The organism is Leptospira soteropolitanensis (assembly GCF_026151655.1).
Lineage (GTDB): Bacteria > Spirochaetota > Leptospiria > Leptospirales > Leptospiraceae > Leptospira_A > Leptospira_A soteropolitanensis.
Genome location: NZ_JAMQPN010000001.1, coordinates 909,716 through 927,139, shown reverse-complemented (window position 1 = coordinate 927,139; position 17,424 = coordinate 909,716). Strand labels below are relative to the sequence as shown.

The 17,424-nt window shown below is 38.6% G+C and carries 13 protein-coding genes; 11 read left to right on the top strand and 2 right to left on the bottom strand.

Features of this window, described 5'->3' with window-relative positions; all coding sequences use genetic code 11:
• Positions 1–72: 72 nt before the first annotated feature.
• The 9 genes from ND811_RS04445 to ND811_RS04405 all read left to right on the top strand — a co-directional run bounded on the left by ND811_RS04445 (position 73) and on the right by ND811_RS04405 (position 8,640).
• Positions 73–894, top strand: coding sequence for an LA_0442/LA_0875 N-terminal domain-containing protein (locus ND811_RS04445; protein WP_265350172.1), 822 nt, complete (start codon positions 73–75; stop codon positions 892–894).
• 5 nt (positions 895–899) lie between these two features.
• On the top strand, positions 900–1,769 hold the full coding sequence (locus ND811_RS04440) for an Ig-like domain-containing domain (protein ID WP_265350173.1): 870 nt from the start codon (positions 900–902) through the stop codon (positions 1,767–1,769).
• A gap of 102 nt (positions 1,770–1,871) precedes the next feature.
• Positions 1,872–2,675, top strand: coding sequence for an Ig-like domain-containing domain (locus ND811_RS04435; protein ID WP_265350174.1), 804 nt, complete (start codon positions 1,872–1,874; stop codon positions 2,673–2,675).
• A 138-nt stretch (positions 2,676–2,813) separates the two neighbouring features.
• Positions 2,814–3,620 carry a carboxypeptidase-like regulatory domain-containing protein gene (locus tag ND811_RS04430; RefSeq protein ID WP_265350175.1) on the top strand — a complete coding sequence of 269 codons (807 nt, stop codon included), beginning with the start codon at positions 2,814–2,816 and terminating at the stop codon, positions 3,618–3,620.
• 261 nt (positions 3,621–3,881) lie between these two features.
• The gene (locus ND811_RS04425; protein WP_407658858.1) at positions 3,882–5,336 is read left to right on the top strand and encodes a TPM domain-containing protein; all 1,455 of its coding nucleotides are present in this window, start codon (positions 3,882–3,884) and stop codon (positions 5,334–5,336) included.
• A 149-nt stretch (positions 5,337–5,485) separates the two neighbouring features.
• Complete coding sequence (locus tag ND811_RS04420) at positions 5,486–6,424, top strand: hypothetical protein (RefSeq protein ID WP_265350177.1); 939 nt, start codon at positions 5,486–5,488, stop codon at positions 6,422–6,424.
• Between the two features lie 64 nt (positions 6,425–6,488).
• On the top strand, positions 6,489–6,995 hold the full coding sequence (locus ND811_RS04415; protein ID WP_407658859.1) for a DUF1993 domain-containing protein: 507 nt from the start codon (positions 6,489–6,491) through the stop codon (positions 6,993–6,995).
• Positions 6,996–7,371: 376 nt separating this feature from the next.
• Positions 7,372–8,136 carry a helix-turn-helix transcriptional regulator gene (locus ND811_RS04410; protein WP_265350179.1) on the top strand — a complete coding sequence of 255 codons (765 nt, stop codon included), beginning with the start codon at positions 7,372–7,374 and terminating at the stop codon, positions 8,134–8,136.
• An 87-nt stretch (positions 8,137–8,223) separates the two neighbouring features.
• A complete protein-coding gene (locus ND811_RS04405; RefSeq protein WP_265350180.1) occupies positions 8,224–8,640 on the top strand; it encodes a DUF1761 domain-containing protein in 417 nt (138 codons plus the stop codon).
• 133 nt (positions 8,641–8,773) lie between these two features.
• Here the strand turns inward: ND811_RS04405 and pckA are convergent, their stop codons facing one another.
• Positions 8,774–10,366 (bottom strand): phosphoenolpyruvate carboxykinase (ATP), encoded by a 1,593-nt coding sequence (pckA, locus tag ND811_RS04400; protein WP_265350181.1) that lies wholly within the window; start codon positions 10,364–10,366, stop codon positions 8,774–8,776.
• A 70-nt stretch (positions 10,367–10,436) separates the two neighbouring features.
• On the opposite strand from pckA, the gene ND811_RS04395 reads away from it, so the two are divergent.
• Positions 10,437–11,867, top strand: coding sequence for a glycogen/starch synthase (locus tag ND811_RS04395; RefSeq protein ID WP_265350182.1), 1,431 nt, complete (start codon positions 10,437–10,439; stop codon positions 11,865–11,867).
• Positions 11,868–11,923: 56 nt separating this feature from the next.
• The gene (locus ND811_RS04390; RefSeq protein ID WP_265350183.1) at positions 11,924–13,447 is read left to right on the top strand and encodes a hypothetical protein; all 1,524 of its coding nucleotides are present in this window, start codon (positions 11,924–11,926) and stop codon (positions 13,445–13,447) included.
• Positions 13,448–13,665: 218 nt separating this feature from the next.
• Here the strand turns inward: ND811_RS04390 and ND811_RS04385 are convergent, their stop codons facing one another.
• On the bottom strand, positions 13,666–17,070 hold the full coding sequence (locus ND811_RS04385) for a chitobiase/beta-hexosaminidase C-terminal domain-containing protein (protein WP_265350184.1): 3,405 nt from the start codon (positions 17,068–17,070) through the stop codon (positions 13,666–13,668).
• Positions 17,071–17,424 lie beyond the last annotated feature (354 nt).

Here is a 17,424-nt window from a genome sequence, read left to right as displayed (position 1 = left end):
ATAATTAAATTAGGTATTGCAAATGAATCTAATTCCCAATACTATAGGGAAAATACTAATATAGGTTCCGTGATGCGAAATTTAAAACTATACATAACTTTCCTTTTATACATTTTCATTTTTCCCTTAAATGCCGTACAAACCATCCTTCTCAAACAAGGTAAGTCTATCAAAGGGATTGTCACCAATCAAAATGTGGATAGTGTCGAAGTAGACACACAAAACGGAAAACACATGGTAATTTCTAAAAAAACCGTTTTAAAAATTATCTATAAAGATATTGCGGAATCAGAAGAAGAAATCATCAGAAAAGAAGAAGAAGAAAAAAGAAAACAAGAAAAAGAAAAAGCAATCGCAGCCAAACAAGAAGAGATCCGCAAACGGAGAGAAACCCTCGCACAACAAGAATTGGAAAATCGCAATCAAAAGGGAGAAGGTACAAAGGTCACACATAGCCTTCGAGACTCCTTTGTCCTCACATCGGTTGCCGATGGAAATATGATCACTCTTGCCCCTGAATCAGCAAAATGCCAAACCTTTCAAGAATACCCAGAATACTTTTGGTTGTTTGGTGGACTTAGATTCAAAGAACCAGATTGGAATGTTTTACTTCCAAATGACAGTCGGCCCGTACGAATCCGTCAAACTTCTACTTGGAAAGACTTAGCGATCACACTTCTCGGTGGGTTTGCAATCACCATCACAAGAAAAACCATTATCGTAGATGTCTGCGAAGGAAATGGATTTCGTATGGTCTCTGATTCTGAAATCAATCGTATCAAAGAAGAAGCAGTTGAACAAATCAAAACAGAACAAGAGTTAAAAGAAGCACAAGAAAAGTACGAATTAGAACTACTTGAAAAAGATTTAGAATCATTGAAGAAGAAAAAATGAAATTGATGAACCAAATAAATCAATTGAAACAGTTGATACAAATTTTTGATCAGTTCCATCTTCTAAAACGGAGAATCCTATCAAAGGGAATTTGTATATTCCTCCTCCCGTTTTTGATGTTTCAAAATTGTTATTTGAATCCATTTGTGTATGACTTACTGAATCCAATTTTAGAAGAAGAGAAAAAAGCTGGCCTCTTGGATGGAGGTCTTTTGCTGGCACTGAATGGATTCTCATCTTCATTGTATATAACGGGTGTCATCCGAAATGGATCGGGTATTGCTCAGATTAATAAAGAATATTCCGTCATTGCATCCGAAAGTAATACGTTTGGACCGGACAGCTCTGGAATCACTGATTCCTCTGGAAGATTTTTCTTAAGCATTGGACCCGGAGATACAAACGTTCGTGTTACAGAACTAGGAGAAGATCTCGTGACATTTACATTGAATGTCAGTGGGCCCGAATTCATCCAAGTGAAAAATGTAAATCCAATTAATTATGAGATTAGTAGTATAATTCCATATGCACCAACCAATAAACCTGCATTTTTTGAATTGATCAGCACCTCGCCAGCAAATAACGAAACTTATATTGGAGTCTCTCCTGACTTAACTCTTACATTTTCTGATACACTACCCGAATGGGATTTTTCGACTTTGACAACGTTAGTTGCCAATAATGTATCAGTTACACCCTCAGGTATCAGTTTGCTGAGTCCAAGTTTATCGCCACCAAATACGATTATTATAATGACGAATGTATCGACATACGATATCGAATATACTGTTCAAATTGGTCCTGGTTTTTATTCGACAAATGGGATACCGTTAACTCCTCGTTCAGTCAAATTTCGATTAGAGACTCTTCCATAATAAATTGTAAAATTCTAGATTTTTACAATTTATTGACTTGAGTATTCTACTATCATCTTCTAATATTAGAAACGTTATAGAAAGAGTAAGAGGAAACAACATATGCGATCGGTTCTATTTTACATTTCTTGTATTTTATCTTTTTCATGTTATTTCAATCCACTCGTCAATTCCATTGTAAGCCCGGAAAAACCAGAGGAAAATAATTCCTTCCTTGGCCTTTTAGGACTTTCTGGTCCCACACTTTTAATCACTGGGCAAATCATCGATGCCAATGGGCTGGGGGAAGCAGGACTTGTTTTGCAACCAGGAAAATCCTTTGCTCCCCAATCAAAATCAACAAGTTCAGGTTATACAACAGTTGCTGGTGGTAGATTTTATATCCCTTACCAATCAGGGCAGGTCTCTTTTACGGTATATAAAGAGAATTTGTATTATTTTGAATTTACATTAGATATTGCAAGCACTAGTCAAATCACCTATAGTTTGTACGGTGCTGCTCCAGGGATTCAAATCAATGGACTTGGAGCAATCAACATCGCAGATCAAACAAATGTATTTGATTTGGTAAGAGCGTATACAATTGACGGACAATCAAACCAAGTCCCTCTTAATGCAAATGTAAATGTATATATCAGTGCAATGATTTTTGAATTCTCAGAGGCTCCAATTCATGCATTAGCAAATGAATTCGTAAATGCTTGGATTTCTGAAAATATCAGTGTTTCTCCTGCAACTTCTTTTGACAATGTCATGAATGTTTCAGGTAATACCCTTACCATTTCTCCAATGGGATTAGGAGGAATGACGGCTTATGAAATTACTCTTGGATCAGGAATCCTATCTGCAACTGGCAAACCATTAACACCGAGAACGATACAATTTTTCTATCAATTTAATCCTTGATTCTAAACTTAGGATAAACTGTAATTTCTTCAATAGATTCTCCCGCCTTTTTCCTCTTGACATGATATTTTATTATATTCAATATTTCCTATATTGAGTTTTACTCACGTTCTCTACTCACAATAGGAATGTACGACAATGAACCGAATTCTTAAGACCTTTATTATCCTCCTCTCTATCCTTTTCGTTTCAAATTGTTACTTCAATCCCATCCTTCAAAAATTTGTATTCACGGAACCCGAAAAAGAAAACTCACTTTTGCAAGGCCTATCCTTACTAGCACTACCCTCAGGTCCCTTTGCAATCTCAATCACAGGTCAAATCCGCAATGAAAATGGGTCGACTGTCACAGATGCTCTCCTAACAGTGACCAGTCGCACAAACGAATTGGATGGATTGGATGCAAGTGCTACCACGGATGAAGGGGGAAGGTTTTTCATTCGTGTATCCTCTGGGACAACGACATTTGCCGTTTCGCAAGAGGGATCCCCGTATTTTACATTCAAACTACAAGTCAATTCCCCAACGGACATTCAGGTTGTGGAGATAAGTGACAATTCCTTTCCCGTTGAGGTTGGTAGTTTTGTACCCTATGAACCAGGGAACCAACCTAGTTTTTTTGAATTGTTGAGTTCCAATCCATATCAAAATGAAGTTCGTGCCAATACACCAGAAGGATTTGAATTTTATTTTACAGAAGATGTAGCTGGACCAATACAAGGACAAGACGCGCAGTGGCTTTCCGATAACCTAACGGTCGTTCCGAGTCTTACGTTTGGCCCAGTGGAAATGAGCACGAGTTTTTTTTACGTTGGAACTTTCAATTTTACCAATGGAACAACCTATCAAATCACTTTGACATCAAATTTGCGTTCTTCAGTCTCAGGGATCCCTCTCACTCCAAGGACGATCACTTTTAGTTGTATCTCCCAATGTGGACTGTAACTCATACTTGACAAACCAACAGATTCTTCGTATGTTCTTGAGATCGTGAATCTAGTGAATCCCATTCAATCCCATTCTAATTTCCAAACGACAAAACAAATCCCAAACCAAAGTCACAAAAGACGCGCGGGAATTTTCCTAATTGGTCTTGTTTTGATTTTCACTGGATTACTCAATTTACAATGTTCCGAATCCAATGAAGATTCTCTCGATGCCCTCGTTGCCAAAGTTCCCAATCCCAAAACACTACGCAATAGTTGGGTGGAAGACAGCGCTGGAGTTCTTACAGACACGACAATCATTGACCAAATGATCAATGCGGAAGAACAAAATTCCGGTTTAGAAATTGCTGTTGTTACTCTTCCCACTATTGAAAGTTATGTGCCAAAAGATTTTGCCGTCGCCTTATTTAATCATTGGAAAATTGGTAAAAAAGGCAAAGACAATGGAATTCTCATTTTACATGTGATCGACCAACGTCGTGTGGAAATTGAAATTGGTTATGGCCTGGAAGGAGATCTACCAGATGCAACCGTCAAACGAATCATCGATACCTATACAATCCCAGCATTTAAGGCAGATAATTTCCAAAAAGGACATGCTGATACAGTCGCAGCACTGATTAACAAAATAAACCATCCCGAAATTCCGGTGGAAGATTTAGTTTCAAATGTCACTGATACAAATACTTTAGCTGATACAAGTGTTTATCCATCGAACAATGCTACATCCAATGAATTCAAACGAACTGATTATTATGATTATCAGGGAAAGTCTTACATTCACCTCACAGAAGATGAAAAGAAAATACTAGAAGAAACGATTGAAAAATTTAATACCACTGGAAATTATTTTTTAAACGATGAAGAATCAAGGTTATTAAATGAAAAAATAACAGAACAAGAAAGAATCGAAAAAGAAGAATCATTTCGTTATAAACAATTTTTTATTTTGGGATACCTTGCCCTTTTTGTAATTTTAAATTTACTCCAAAGACTCATTGTTTGGATGACTCCTTCGCCTACGGCTAAATACCACATTGTTCACAAAACAGATTTTATATTGTTTTATGGTATTGTCATTAGTCCCGTCATTATAACAATCACTCTACTTTCTTTGGTTTTGGAGGATGCTTTATTTCCTGTGTCTATCTTTCTTATCATAGGCAGTATTGTCATATTTTTCATTTTCTGGGGTGACTTACGAATGCGTAAGTTAAACGAAAGACTTTTGAAAATTAGAAACATTCCGAGAAAATGCGGAAAATGTGAAACCGTAATGACAAAACTTTCCGAAGAGGAAGATAACATACATTTGTCGAAAGGTCAAATTTCAGAAGAACTTGTCAATTCCATTGATTATGACGTATGGGTTTGCCCAAGTTGTGATTCCAATACCATTTTAAAATTTCCTAATATCAATCCTGAGTACATATACAAAGGAACATCCTTTAAAAAGATTAAGGTTTGCCCCGAATGTAAGTTTGAAACCTTTGTTTGTAAATCAAGTAGCATCATCTCAGAGGCGACTTACAGCAGTTCGGGGAAAGTGGAAGTGAGAAGAAATTGTGCTCATTGCAAACATAGTGCCACCGAGTATGAAACCATTCCCAAAAAACAGAAAAGTAGTTCTGGTGGTTCCTCTGGAGGCGGTGGCGGAGGGGGAAGTTTTGGAGGAGGCTCCTCTGGCGGGGGCGGTAGCGGAGGAAGTTACTAAGGGCGTTTGATTGACAGATCGCACCAAATAAACCGGACAAGAAGAAAACCAAACATAGTATTTATCCCTACTTAAAAATTCTTCTTTTCCGGGCCTACCGCATACACATTCCCCTATTCCAAATAGATACCGATTTAGAAAATGGATTTATGTACAATTTGTATTCCCACAGAAGCAAACAACCGTTTGTTTCCACTAAACATAAATTTTACTTTTTGATTGTTTGTCTTTTGTTTGGTACTGCCATATCTTCCGAGGAAACTGTGGCACCCGTTACCATTCATGAAAAAAAAGGAACCTGGAATATCCAATGGGGTTATAATAGAGACTATTACACCCAAAGTGATATTAACTTTCGGGGTCCCGGTTACAATTATAGTTTAAAGTCAGTGGATGCCAGGGATAAACCAGAATCTTTTAAAGCTGATGTTTATTTAAATCCAACCAAATTCGAGATTCCACAGTACAATTTAAAATTCAGTTATTTTTTTACCGATCGATTCTTTTTATCCTTTGGTGAGGACCATATGAAGTATGTGGTAACGCAAGGCCAGCCAGTAAAATATTCAGGTTATATTGACCCGGGTGTGATTGCTAAAAACCAAATGGCCTTATCCACAGAAGCTGCTCTTTTTATTTACCTGTTTCCTGGACATGTTCAGGAAATGGCAGGCTATCATGGAGGAGACCAATCAATCGCTTTAACTCCCGATATTCTAAAATATGAACATACAGACGGTTTGAATTATCTTTTTTTAGATTTTGGATGGATCACTCCCCTTTATACTTCAGCAGATGGTCTGAGTGGTATTAGTTTAGTATCCTCCATCGGTGGTGGTCCCGTGGTTTGTCGTAGCGACGTACGCGTGTTAGGTAAGGGTCAAAACAATAATTTCCATCTATCTGGTTATGGTGTGTCTGGTTATGTTGCGACTCGTTATGAATTTTCTCGTACTTACTTTTTAGAGTTTGGGGGAAAAGGTGGATACATAGATCTCACCGATGTTTTGACCACTGGAGGTTCCAACCGCGCATCTCAAAATTTTGGATTTTTAGAACTGATTCTCTCTGGTGGAATTGCGATTTAGAATTTTTGATTTAATGGATTGATTTTGTTTAAGCTCAAATTTGAGTAGATTCATGAATGAATCCATTATTTATGAAATTTCTGTCCAATCGTTCAAAAGAGGGCTTGGAAATTTAATTAAAATTTTAGAAAAAGCAGAAATCCATTCGGAAACAAAGAAGTTCCCTTTTGAGAATTTGCTGAATGCCCGATTATTTCCAGACCAATTCCCATTAACCAAACAAATCCAAATTGCCTGTGATACCGCAAAACTTTGTGTCGCTCGCATTTCAGGAAAAGAGGCACCGGTTCATGAAGATTCAGAAACAAACTTGATTGAATTAAAACAAAGAATCCATTCTGTGATCCAATACTTAGAAACCTATCAAAAAGAAGATTTTAAATCAGTTTCCGAAATTAAGGTATCCCAACCGAGATGGGACGGAAAGTACCTAACTGGATTTGAATACCTAACCAATCATGCGATTCCAAACTTTTATTTCCACATAACAACAGCCTATGCGATTCTCCGACATAATGGAATAGAGATTGGTAAAAAAGATTATTTGGGTGAGATGCCTTTTAAGAAATAAAATCCATAGAATTGATTCGAGTTTGTAAAAACTCGAATCATTGCAAAAAGACAGAATTTAGATATGTAAATCGATGATCCATCAGAGGTTCCAAAACAATTGTTTGAACTCATTTCAATTGATTCAATCGAATTGATACGTTTAACCCCCCGCGCCAGGGATCCAAAGGGCTCGGTCTGCCTTTGGGCAGACGGGAGCGTTAGCGCACCCCGGAGTGAGCCCGATCGATTTTTGGATAAAACAAAGATCACCTAACTGATTCGAGGCGCACATTTTCTGAATGTTTAAATCTTGATCACATGCCTCAACCTCCTACGCTATCGCTATCAGGAAAATCCTTTACAAAGAGTCAGAATTAGGTTCATTGGAATCACCAATGGAGCCGACTGTCACTGAATACAAACCTGGGCCACAACTCATTCGTTATATCGAAAGTTATCTTATCATCCAATGTGATGAGAGTTTTAGTAAGTCGATCATTCCGCATCATTCATTTGTTTTGACGATCAAACTCAAAGGCAACCATGATTATCGTATCCATTCCGATCGGAACCAGCTGCCACCTATTTCTTTATCGGGACTTCGAAAGAAAGTAAAACATAATACACTTTCAAAAGGTTCAGAAATCATTATTGTCAAGTTTCAACCCTGGGGTGCATTTTCTTTTTTCAATCGGCCGATGTATGAATTGAACGAGATTGGCATTTCAGGGTATGATTTATTGAACAAAACGGCTCTAGATGAGATGCACTCCCAGTTGTTGGAAACAAAGGACAATCGCTCCAAGATAGACGAACTGGAAAAATTTTTATGGAAGGCAGTTAAAAAGCAAACGATAGACAAAAGGATCATCGAGGCGATTTCACAAATGAACCAAACCCAGGGTAATATCAAAATCAATGAGGTTGCCTCTATTGTGAATTTAAGTATAGATACGTTTGAAAAGAAATTTAGAGAAATCACCGGAGGCACACCCAAAAGAATTTCATCTATCATTCGTATGAGTTCTGCGATAAGAGAAATTCCAAAGTATAATTCTTTTACTAGACTTGCTTATGATTTTGGATATTTTGACCAATCGCATTTTATAAAAGAATTCAAATCCTTCACTGGAAAAACTCCAACACAATATTTGGTATAAAAAATTCCTCCACCCTGATTTTTTACAATCGTTCCTTTGAAAAATCCGCTATAAAGGGAAAACTTATTGATCAAAGGAAAATTGTTTATGTTAGAAATTTTTTTTAGTTTGAACTGGATTAATGTGTTTTTGGCATTATTTCTGTATTCTTTTCTAGGGTTTATTTGGTTTACGATTTTGTTTAAGAAACAGTATCGAATTTCCCTCGGAAAAGAAAATGACACCGAACCACCGTTAGCAATGATTTTTGTACTTGGCCCGATGCTTTGCACACTTGTGATTATAATCACCACAGCCATCTTATTTTCTAGATTAGAAATCGAAAAATCAACCGATGCCCTGGTTTGGGGGAGTTTCATTGGAATTGGATTTTTGTCCGCGAATACCTTTAATATTGCCATCAATCCGAATATTCCAAAACCGATTCTCTATGGTGCGATCTCCAGTGCTTACCATCTTGTAGGGATCAACGTCGCCTCTTTGTTACTAGTTCAAAAATTCTAACGTTATAAAGCCTAAATCCATAAAAAAAGCCACCCCAGGGATTCCCTTTGAGTGGCTTTCACAATTCATCCTTTACACTATACCAACTTACAATTGCAAGTTGGCAATGTTTGATGAAATCTTTTTTTACAACTTACGCTACTGGACCGTATTGGCTGTAATCAAATTCTTTGGAACCAGTGAGGTATTTTTTGTAGTTCTCAATGAATTGTTTTGCAAGGTCAGTTGCTGTTTTGTCGTATTCTTCTTTGTTTTCCCATGCATTTCGTGGGTTGAGGATATGTGCATCCACACCGTTTACGGATTTAGGGAAGGACACTTGGAATACTGGGTGTTTTTCGAACTCGGATTTTTCAATGTTTCCGTTTAAGATTTCATTGATGATTTGGCGAGTGGCAGGAAGGTTCATACGTTTTCCTACACCATACTTTCCACCAACAAGACCTGTGTTGATGAGGTAAGCATTCACTTGGTGTTTTTTCATTTTTTCACCGAGTAACTTTGCATAGTATGTTGGGTGGAGTGTCATAAAGGCCTGACCGAAACAAGCAGAGAAAGTGGCTTGTGGTTCTTTCACACCGCGCTCCGTTCCCGCAACCTTAGCTGTGTAACCAGAAAGGAAGTGATACATTGCTTGTTCGATAGAAAGTTTAGAAACTGCAGGAAGAACACCGTAAGCATCATAAGTAAGGAAGATCACAGTATTTGGGTGACCTGCTTTGGATCCTGGTTGGATGTTATCGATGTGGAAAATTGGGTAAGATACTCTGGTGTTTTCTGTTTTTGCAGCAGAAGAGTAATCTACCTTTTTAGTAGCCGCATCAAACACAACGTTCTCTAGAAGTGCATCACGACGGATGGCTGCATAGATTTCTGGTTCTGTTTTTGGATCGAGGTTGATGGTTTTTGCATAACATCCACCTTCAATATTGAAGATTCCATTGTCGTCCCAACCGTGTTCGTCATCACCAATAAGGCGGCGGTGTGGGTCTGTGGAAAGAGTTGTTTTTCCTGTTCCAGATAAACCAAAGAAAAGAGCACTATCTCCATCTTTACCAACGTTTGCAGAGCAGTGCATTGTGAGCACATTTTTTAGTGGGAGGTAGTAGTTCATTACGGAGAAAATCCCTTTTTTCATTTCTCCACCGTATTCGGTTCCACCGATGATACAGATTTTTTTCGCTAAGTGGAAGATCACAAACACTTCAGAATTGAGGCCGTGTTCTTTGTATTTTGCGTTTTTGTAACCAGAAGCGTTGATGATGGTAAATTCTGGATTTAGTTTTTCTAGTTCTTCCTTAGTTGGGCGAAGGAACATGTTCGTGCAAAAATGGTGTTGCCAAGCTCTTTCCGTAACCACACGGAGAGAGATACGTGTATCGTTATTTGTTCCTGCATGACCATCAAAAACATAAAGTTTTTTGTTATCTAGGAATTTGGTTACTTCTGCGTAAAGTTCGTTAAAAATTGCTTCGGAAACTTTCGTGTTTACTGGTCCCCACCAAATGTTGTTTTGGGAAGAAGGTTCATCGACAAAGTATTTGTCTTTAGGGGAGCGACCCGTAAAAATCCCGGTATCCACCATCATCGTTCCATTATCAGAAGTAACACCTTCTTTGTTATTCAATTCGTGCTGGTAAATTTCTTCGTATGATAAGTTATGGAAGACTTCGGACGGTTTTAGGCCGAGTTCAGCAAGGCCTTTTAGATTAGTAGATACTGACATGGATCTCTCCTCGATTTCACTTTGTGTTTTTCTAGCTTCTTACTTTGCGAGTCGGTGTCAATAACAGAAAATGAAGATTCTCCACGCATCCGCAGAATATTTTCCCTACATTAAGATGGGTGGGCTTGCCGACATGCTTTCCTCCCTTACCAAAGAACAGGCAGAGTCTGAAGAAGTTTATGTCGCATTGCCTTTCATCGCATCGATGGGAAAAGAACCCAAATGGACAGGGAAAGAGTTTCCTGCTCTCCTCCCAGCCGATTCCAAAACGGATTCCCTTGTCATTTCCATACTCAAAAACTCTAGGTTTCTGGAAGCGGAAGAGTCTCAGGTCAAATTGTACTTTTTTGAATCAGACTTATTCCAATCCTTAAACTCGATTTATGGACATGCAGAAGAACATTTTCGATTTGCAATGTTCTCTTACGCCTGTTATGCGCTAAGTCAAATTTTAAAAGTAGATGTATTTCATGCCCATGATTGGCATACAGCCTTGTCACTTGCCTTACAAAAAGATTCAGCTTTCCCTATCCCATCGGTTTTCACAGTCCACAATTTGGCTTACCAAGGAGACCACCCCTATTGGATGACCGGGTTTTTAAAAGAAGAACCTTTTCGCCTGATCACAAGTCCCTTTGACAATGACGGAAAATGTAATTATATGAAAGCAGGGATTCTATCAGCATCCCAAATCACAACGGTGAGTCCCGGATACAAAGAAGAAACCTTGTCTGAACCAAATGGTTTTGGTCTTAGTTATTGTTTAAAACAAAGATCTTCCGATTATTCTGGAATTTTAAACGGAATCGATACGGAAGAATGGAATCCAGAGAAAGACAAAAGAATTTTTAAATCTTATTCCGAAAAAAACTGGAAAGAAGGAAAATTAAAAAACAAAGAAGAGTTATACAAGGAAATTGGAAGGCCTTTTTTACCAGTAGATGTACCTTTGATTGGACTAATTGGAAGGCTTACTTACCAAAAAGGTTTTCCTACATTTTTACAAGCCTTTCTGGACAGAAGGCACCTTCCACACCGTTATGTGGTCCTTGGTTCAGGTGATTTGGAAATGGAAAAAGCTTTTTTTTATCTCTCCGATCACTTTCCGGACATATTTTATTTTTACAGAGGATATAACGAAAGTTTGGCTCACAAAATCGAAGCCGCTAGCGATTTTTTCCTTATGCCTTCTTTGTTTGAACCTTGTGGACTCAACCAAATGTATAGTCACGCCTATGGAACGATTCCCATTGTTTCTCGTGTAGGAGGTTTACGAGATACAGTTGAAGAATCTACTGCATTAAAATACAAAACAGGAATTGTTTTTGAACCAAATGATGCGAGTTCCATTGGTTATGCTTTAGAACGTGCCAAAGACTTATATCATTCTGAAGACCATGCTGCTGTAGTGAAAAACATTATGAAATTAGATTGGAGTTGGAAAAAAAGAAAATTAGAATATGATGAAGTCTATCAAAAAGCGATTGATCTAAAAATATAAGCTATTTCTCATTCCATTGGGAAATTTTTTATTCTCAATTGTTGAAAAGTAAGTATATGAATTTTTTTTATTTTGTCGCAGTTTTATTTACGATATTTACTTTTTCTTGCAAACTCAATCTAAACAATCCCAGTGACCCAAGATCCAAAGATTTTTTTCTAACTAATTTATTAAAGGCCTTCCTACTTTCTGATCCTTGCCTCAATTTTCAAACTTGGAAAAAAACTTATGGTACCGGCGTTTACAAAACAACTGGATCTGATTTAATCATATTATCCAACGGGGATTATTTAGTTTCTGGGATTACTAGAGAATATATAGTTCCTGGCTCACCTACAGGTGTCACAAATAACTTTGCGGGAAGCCCCGGAATCAACCTCAACACATTTTTGATGCGAGTCTCACGCACTAATGGTGAAATCTTATGGGTCGATTATCTAGGAGAGGCTGGTATAGAAGTCAGCTATAGACCAAAATTAAGAAAGTATTCCAATGGAGATATTTCTGTTGCATTCATTGTAAAAGGAGCTGAACAACCGGGAACGATCAACGCAAAATCGGGAGTTGGTACAACTTCCGCACTATTTGTAGGAAGAATTCGAGAAGATGGAACACGCATTTGGTTTACTTATTTAGATTCTGCAAGTATAGGAGATTTTGTGGTCTCTGCAATGGATACTTCCAACCGTTTGCATGTATTTATCGAAAATCTGGGGGGTAGTCCTGCTCATACTTCCTTTGTTGACGGACCTGCAATCAGCAATTCATCGTTAGGTGACAATACTGATCATGACACAATTCATCTAATTGTGAATGAAAATGGAGCCATGATCTTCCAAAAATTTTTTACAAGCGCTGGAAGTGATTTTATCTTTGGAGCGGAAGCCAATGCCAATGGACTTTTTGTCACCGGGACCTCTTCCCAAGGTGCCAATGGAACTACCCATCCCAATGCAACTTACCAAATGCCCTTCGTTATGAAACTAAACGAAACGGATGGAACAACCATTTGGTATCAATATTTTGGAACTACTATGGAGTTGGATTACGGTGCCTCTCGTTTTTTCCTGAAAGATGATATGATTTATATGATTGGCTCAGGTCGATATACTTATGGAAGCCCCGTTGAACCAATCATTGGCGCAGATGGAACGAACAAACATTTTATTTTAACAAAGTTGAATACAACTGGCAATGTATTATGGAATTCTTTTTTAGGAAACGCCGCAGAAAATGTAATGGAAAGAACAGAATCAGAACCAATTCTTCTCTCCAATTCTCAACTTTTAATTCGCATGCAAACCACTGCCATCAATGGCCAATTCAGTTCCCTTCCCGATTCTATTACTGGTAGTGGATCTGGCCCTTATACACTGGCCGATGTTTTTGTGAACTCACAACAAGGAACATTCAACAGGTTTCATTATTCTTCCAACTTAAGTCTGCCTGCCATGGAACAAACCGACAAAATACGAGAAGTATGTTCCGGGAAGTTAACTCGTTTGAATTACACAAGATTTACCACAACTCCACCAATTGAAGCCACACAACTTTCCATCGAAAATGTAAGTGTGCCTTAAGAATCGTAAGTTTGGGCGCCTCGCAATTGCTTAAGTGTATCTATATAAAATGATGTAAGCGACCACGCTTTACGCTCCAATCTTTCGCATCGCGAAAGGATTTCCGCTGCAATCGCTGGCGCATAGTTTTTATTAATAAATTCCTGTTAAAGTTTGGCACTAACTGCCTTAACATTAATTAACAACTGTTTATTCATTTAAAACTTTTTCTATTCTGATTACCATATCACCAGCTTAGGGTTACCTGCACCGAATCCTTTGACTGATAAAACCATTAACTTACCGGATATTGGGTTTATAATAGATACAGGATTTGCCATCGAAGAATATTCTGGATCAGGAGATATATTTTTATGACTACAATTGTTGCCATCAAGTTCACATTGAAATAAACTTAATTTGCCTGAATTAGAACTGTTGTGCGTAACAACTAAGAGTTTTTGATTTACTATATCAATTTTCAGATTAGGATAACTTCCCGAGCCTGCTCCTTGTCCTACCGAAAGGTCATTATGGTTGCAATTGCTTCCATCTAAATTACACCTATATAAACTAGGTTTACTGCTGTTAGCGCCATTCGTTGCCACTACGAGTAATTTCTTATTCTTAAAATCGATTTTGGCATTCAGATTTAAACCAGAATTTGTACCTTGACTTGATGAAATATCTGTATGATTACAATTGTTCCCGTCTAAATCACATATATTTAGACTAGGTTTGTTATTGTTTGTTCCATTCGTTGTAAGAATCATTAACTTTTTGTGAAAAGAATCTATTTCCAAATTATGGATATATCCACTACTATTGTTTTGTACAGAAGATATGTCTTTGTATTCGCAGTTGTTACCATCAAGATCGCATCTAAATAAATTTAGAAGGTCACTACTCCCACTTTTCCTAGTCAGAATGATAATCTTGTTGTTAATCGAATCCAAAATAGCTTTCGGATCTAAACCGGAACCTATTCCTTGGCCAGTGGTTGTCGAAACATCTTTATGAATACAATTATTCCCAGTTAGATCACATCGAAATAGACTCAATTTCTTTTGATTACGGTCATGCTCAGTAGCTATCAAAAGTTTTGCGTTGATTGTATCAACTACTGCGCTTGGTTTCCTTCCCGATCCATCAGCTTGAGTTAACAAAACTGCGTCTGAGATATTTACCATTGAACAATTTAGACCATTCAAATCACAACGTGTAAAATTTAACTTTCCTCCGGTTCGATTTGCTTGAACACTAATTGTAGCTAAAATAAGTAATTTTTTATTGATCGGATCAATTACCATTTCAGGGTACATTTGCCCTGCCGCTGCAAAATCTAAATATATTCCGGTTTCACTGGATCCAGGCGCACTTGCAGTTGTAATGGCTACACTCTCAAACAAAGAAATCGTACTACTTCCAAACGAATTACTTGCCACCACCCGAAAGTAATACAATGTCCCACCATTGAGTCCTGTAATCGTTGCATAAGGATCAGCTACTGGTCCAAAACTAGTCGCTGCTGTTGTGACTCCAGGACTTGTGCTATAGTATACTTCGTACGATGTGGCTCCAGTCACAGGCCACCACTGAACCACGGCACTGGTTCCTCCGGCTTGCGCTTCTACAAAAGCAGGTGCATTTGGTGGACCCACATGGAAACTTTGGTTTCCGGCAGTGCTTAAGTTTCCTGCCAAGTCACGAGCCAAGTATTTGACTTGGTTGCTACCATTGGATAAGGCCACAGGAGAAGAATACACAGTTCCATTGGTAACGGAACCACTCCCATCAAACGCGGGTTCTGCGCCATTTAATGTATAAATAATTTTATCACATCCAGATCCGCCAGTATCAGAACAACTGAGTTGGAGTTGGGTTCCCGATGCAAAAGGTCCTGATCCAGAAGGAGAGGCCATCGTGACGATAGGAGCGGTTGTGTCTTTGTTTGTAGTGCGAGTTGTAGATCCAAAACTACCGATTAGGTTTGCGACACAAATGCGAAGGGCATTATCTCCTTCCGCAAAATGCGAGTTGGCAATCGTAGAAGTGATATCTGTAGCAGCAGCAGCATTGCCAGTCACATTGGCGTTACTTCCGGTATTGGAAAGAGCCGTTCCCGTGGTACAACTAGATCCTCCCAAACGAATATGATATGCTCCTGCTTTGGAACTTTGCCAACTCACCGATACATTTGAAGATCCATTGATGGCTGCTGTATGGGAATTCACGGTGATGGTGGCCACTTGTGTGTCCACAGTATAATTTTGAGAACTTACATTAGAAACATTTCCTGCTTTGTCACGAGCCACAAACTTAGTATAGGTGACAGCTCCATCGGTCATGGTTATGGCTGCAGTGTATAGGCTTCCGCTACTTACCGTTCCTGTCGTACCTTGGATGGCAGGGTTTGAGGGTGCAGAACCAGCTTGCACTGCATAAGCAACCTGCTCACATCCAGAACCACCAGTATCGGAACAAGATAGAGAAACAGAAGTTGCCTCTCCATAACTTCCCGCACCAGGAGATGCGGTGACAGTGGGTGCAGTATCATCTCGTTGCAAACTCAAAGAAACAAATCCAACGAGTCCATTGGAAGCAGTCACACAAATACGATAAGTCTTTGTACCTTCACCAGTGAAGTGAGTGTGAGAACGAATAAAGGTTTGGTCTACATTGGCAGTGACAGAACCAGTAGTGGCGACGGTTCCCGAATCACAAGAGCTTCCCTCTCTTACGGTAAAAGATCCAGAGCGATCGGATTTCCAAGTGGCTGTGGAACTAGATATGGCACCAACACTGGCACTAATCGCAGTTGCCGATTGGCTCACAAGTGTCACTGCTGGGATTTTGGTATCGATCGTATAAACAATGTTTATCGGTGTAGAAAAATTTCCCGCTAAGTCACGGCAGAGGGCTTGGAGGGTATGGGTTCCTTCTGTGGATAAAGATACTGCTTGGGAAGACTTTGCAATGACAGTTCCATTTACGGGTGAGAAACTAGGAGCCGAGGCATCCAAGGTATATACAATCGAACCTGGTGCTTTGTTATCCGAACATGTGAGAGTTGTGGTTTGTGTAGTGGAGAAAGTTCCCGTTGCCAAGGAACTGGTGATGGTGGGTGGAGTTGTATCACCAAGGATGGTAACAATCGCGGTATCATTCGGTGTTCCATCCCCATCGGTATCAAAACCAAGAGGGTTGCCACTTCCATCGACTATGATGACCACAGGATTTCCTGTCCCTCCGGGGCCTGTCGTAAGAAAACCTGGAGGGTTGGGGCTAATGTAATAATCGGGTATCCCGTCCCCATTGGCATCGACTGCATCGGGAGTTCCATCTCCATTGGTATCGATTAAGATAAGATTGGGAGTTGTGCCACCAGTTAGGTTGATTCCATCGGAAACACCATCCCCATCTGAATCCACTAAGGTTCCATCGGGTTTACCATCACCTGACAGGTCTACGGTGGCTCCTGGGCTTAGGTTTTGCGCTGAGGATGGGGAGCCTCCCAAAAGACCGAGTAAAAATGCAAAAGGACTAAAGTTTTGTTCGTTGTTTCCATTGGGCAGGAATAAAAGACATCGATTAGTGAATAAAACAAAAAAGATAAAAAGAAAAATTGATTTTGGAATTCGCATGAAAAAGTTAGCCTAGAAATGTAATATGCAAATTTTAATGTATTTAATCGCAAAATTTCTGAACAGCTAATTTTCATTAGCTTATAGAAAAACCATACAATTACTTTGTAAATTGTTTGAATCCTTTTCCTATCTACTTTATTCATTCTAAAAAAATGATTCGTTTTCTGATCAGATAGAGAAATCAAATCTAAAAAAATTATAAAATTCACTAGGACTATCCACAAAATTCTTAACAATTTTCTTATCATAACCCACAAAAGACTTGTGAAATTTTGTATTTCGATTCCTTTAGGAAACCGAATTTTATTTTCTAATTCCATTCTTCCTCTTTTTCAGATTTTTTGAATGGAA

Coding starts and splice junctions, on each gene's coding strand:
- ND811_RS04410 (WP_265350179.1), top strand. CDS start 7,372: ATGGAGCCGACTGTCACTGAATACAAACCTGGGCCACAACTCATTCGT.
- pckA (WP_265350181.1), bottom strand. CDS start 10,366: ATGTCAGTATCTACTAATCTAAAAGGCCTTGCTGAACTCGGCCTAAAA.
- ND811_RS04435 (WP_265350174.1), top strand. CDS start 1,872: ATGCGATCGGTTCTATTTTACATTTCTTGTATTTTATCTTTTTCATGT.
- ND811_RS04405 (WP_265350180.1), top strand. CDS start 8,224: ATGTTAGAAATTTTTTTTAGTTTGAACTGGATTAATGTGTTTTTGGCA.
- ND811_RS04440 (WP_265350173.1), top strand. CDS start 900: ATGAACCAAATAAATCAATTGAAACAGTTGATACAAATTTTTGATCAG.
- ND811_RS04385 (WP_265350184.1), bottom strand. CDS start 17,070: ATGCGAATTCCAAAATCAATTTTTCTTTTTATCTTTTTTGTTTTATTC.
- ND811_RS04395 (WP_265350182.1), top strand. CDS start 10,437: ATGAAGATTCTCCACGCATCCGCAGAATATTTTCCCTACATTAAGATG.
- ND811_RS04420 (WP_265350177.1), top strand. CDS start 5,486: ATGTACAATTTGTATTCCCACAGAAGCAAACAACCGTTTGTTTCCACT.
- ND811_RS04430 (WP_265350175.1), top strand. CDS start 2,814: ATGAACCGAATTCTTAAGACCTTTATTATCCTCCTCTCTATCCTTTTC.
- ND811_RS04445 (WP_265350172.1), top strand. CDS start 73: ATGCGAAATTTAAAACTATACATAACTTTCCTTTTATACATTTTCATT.
- ND811_RS04390 (WP_265350183.1), top strand. CDS start 11,924: ATGAATTTTTTTTATTTTGTCGCAGTTTTATTTACGATATTTACTTTT.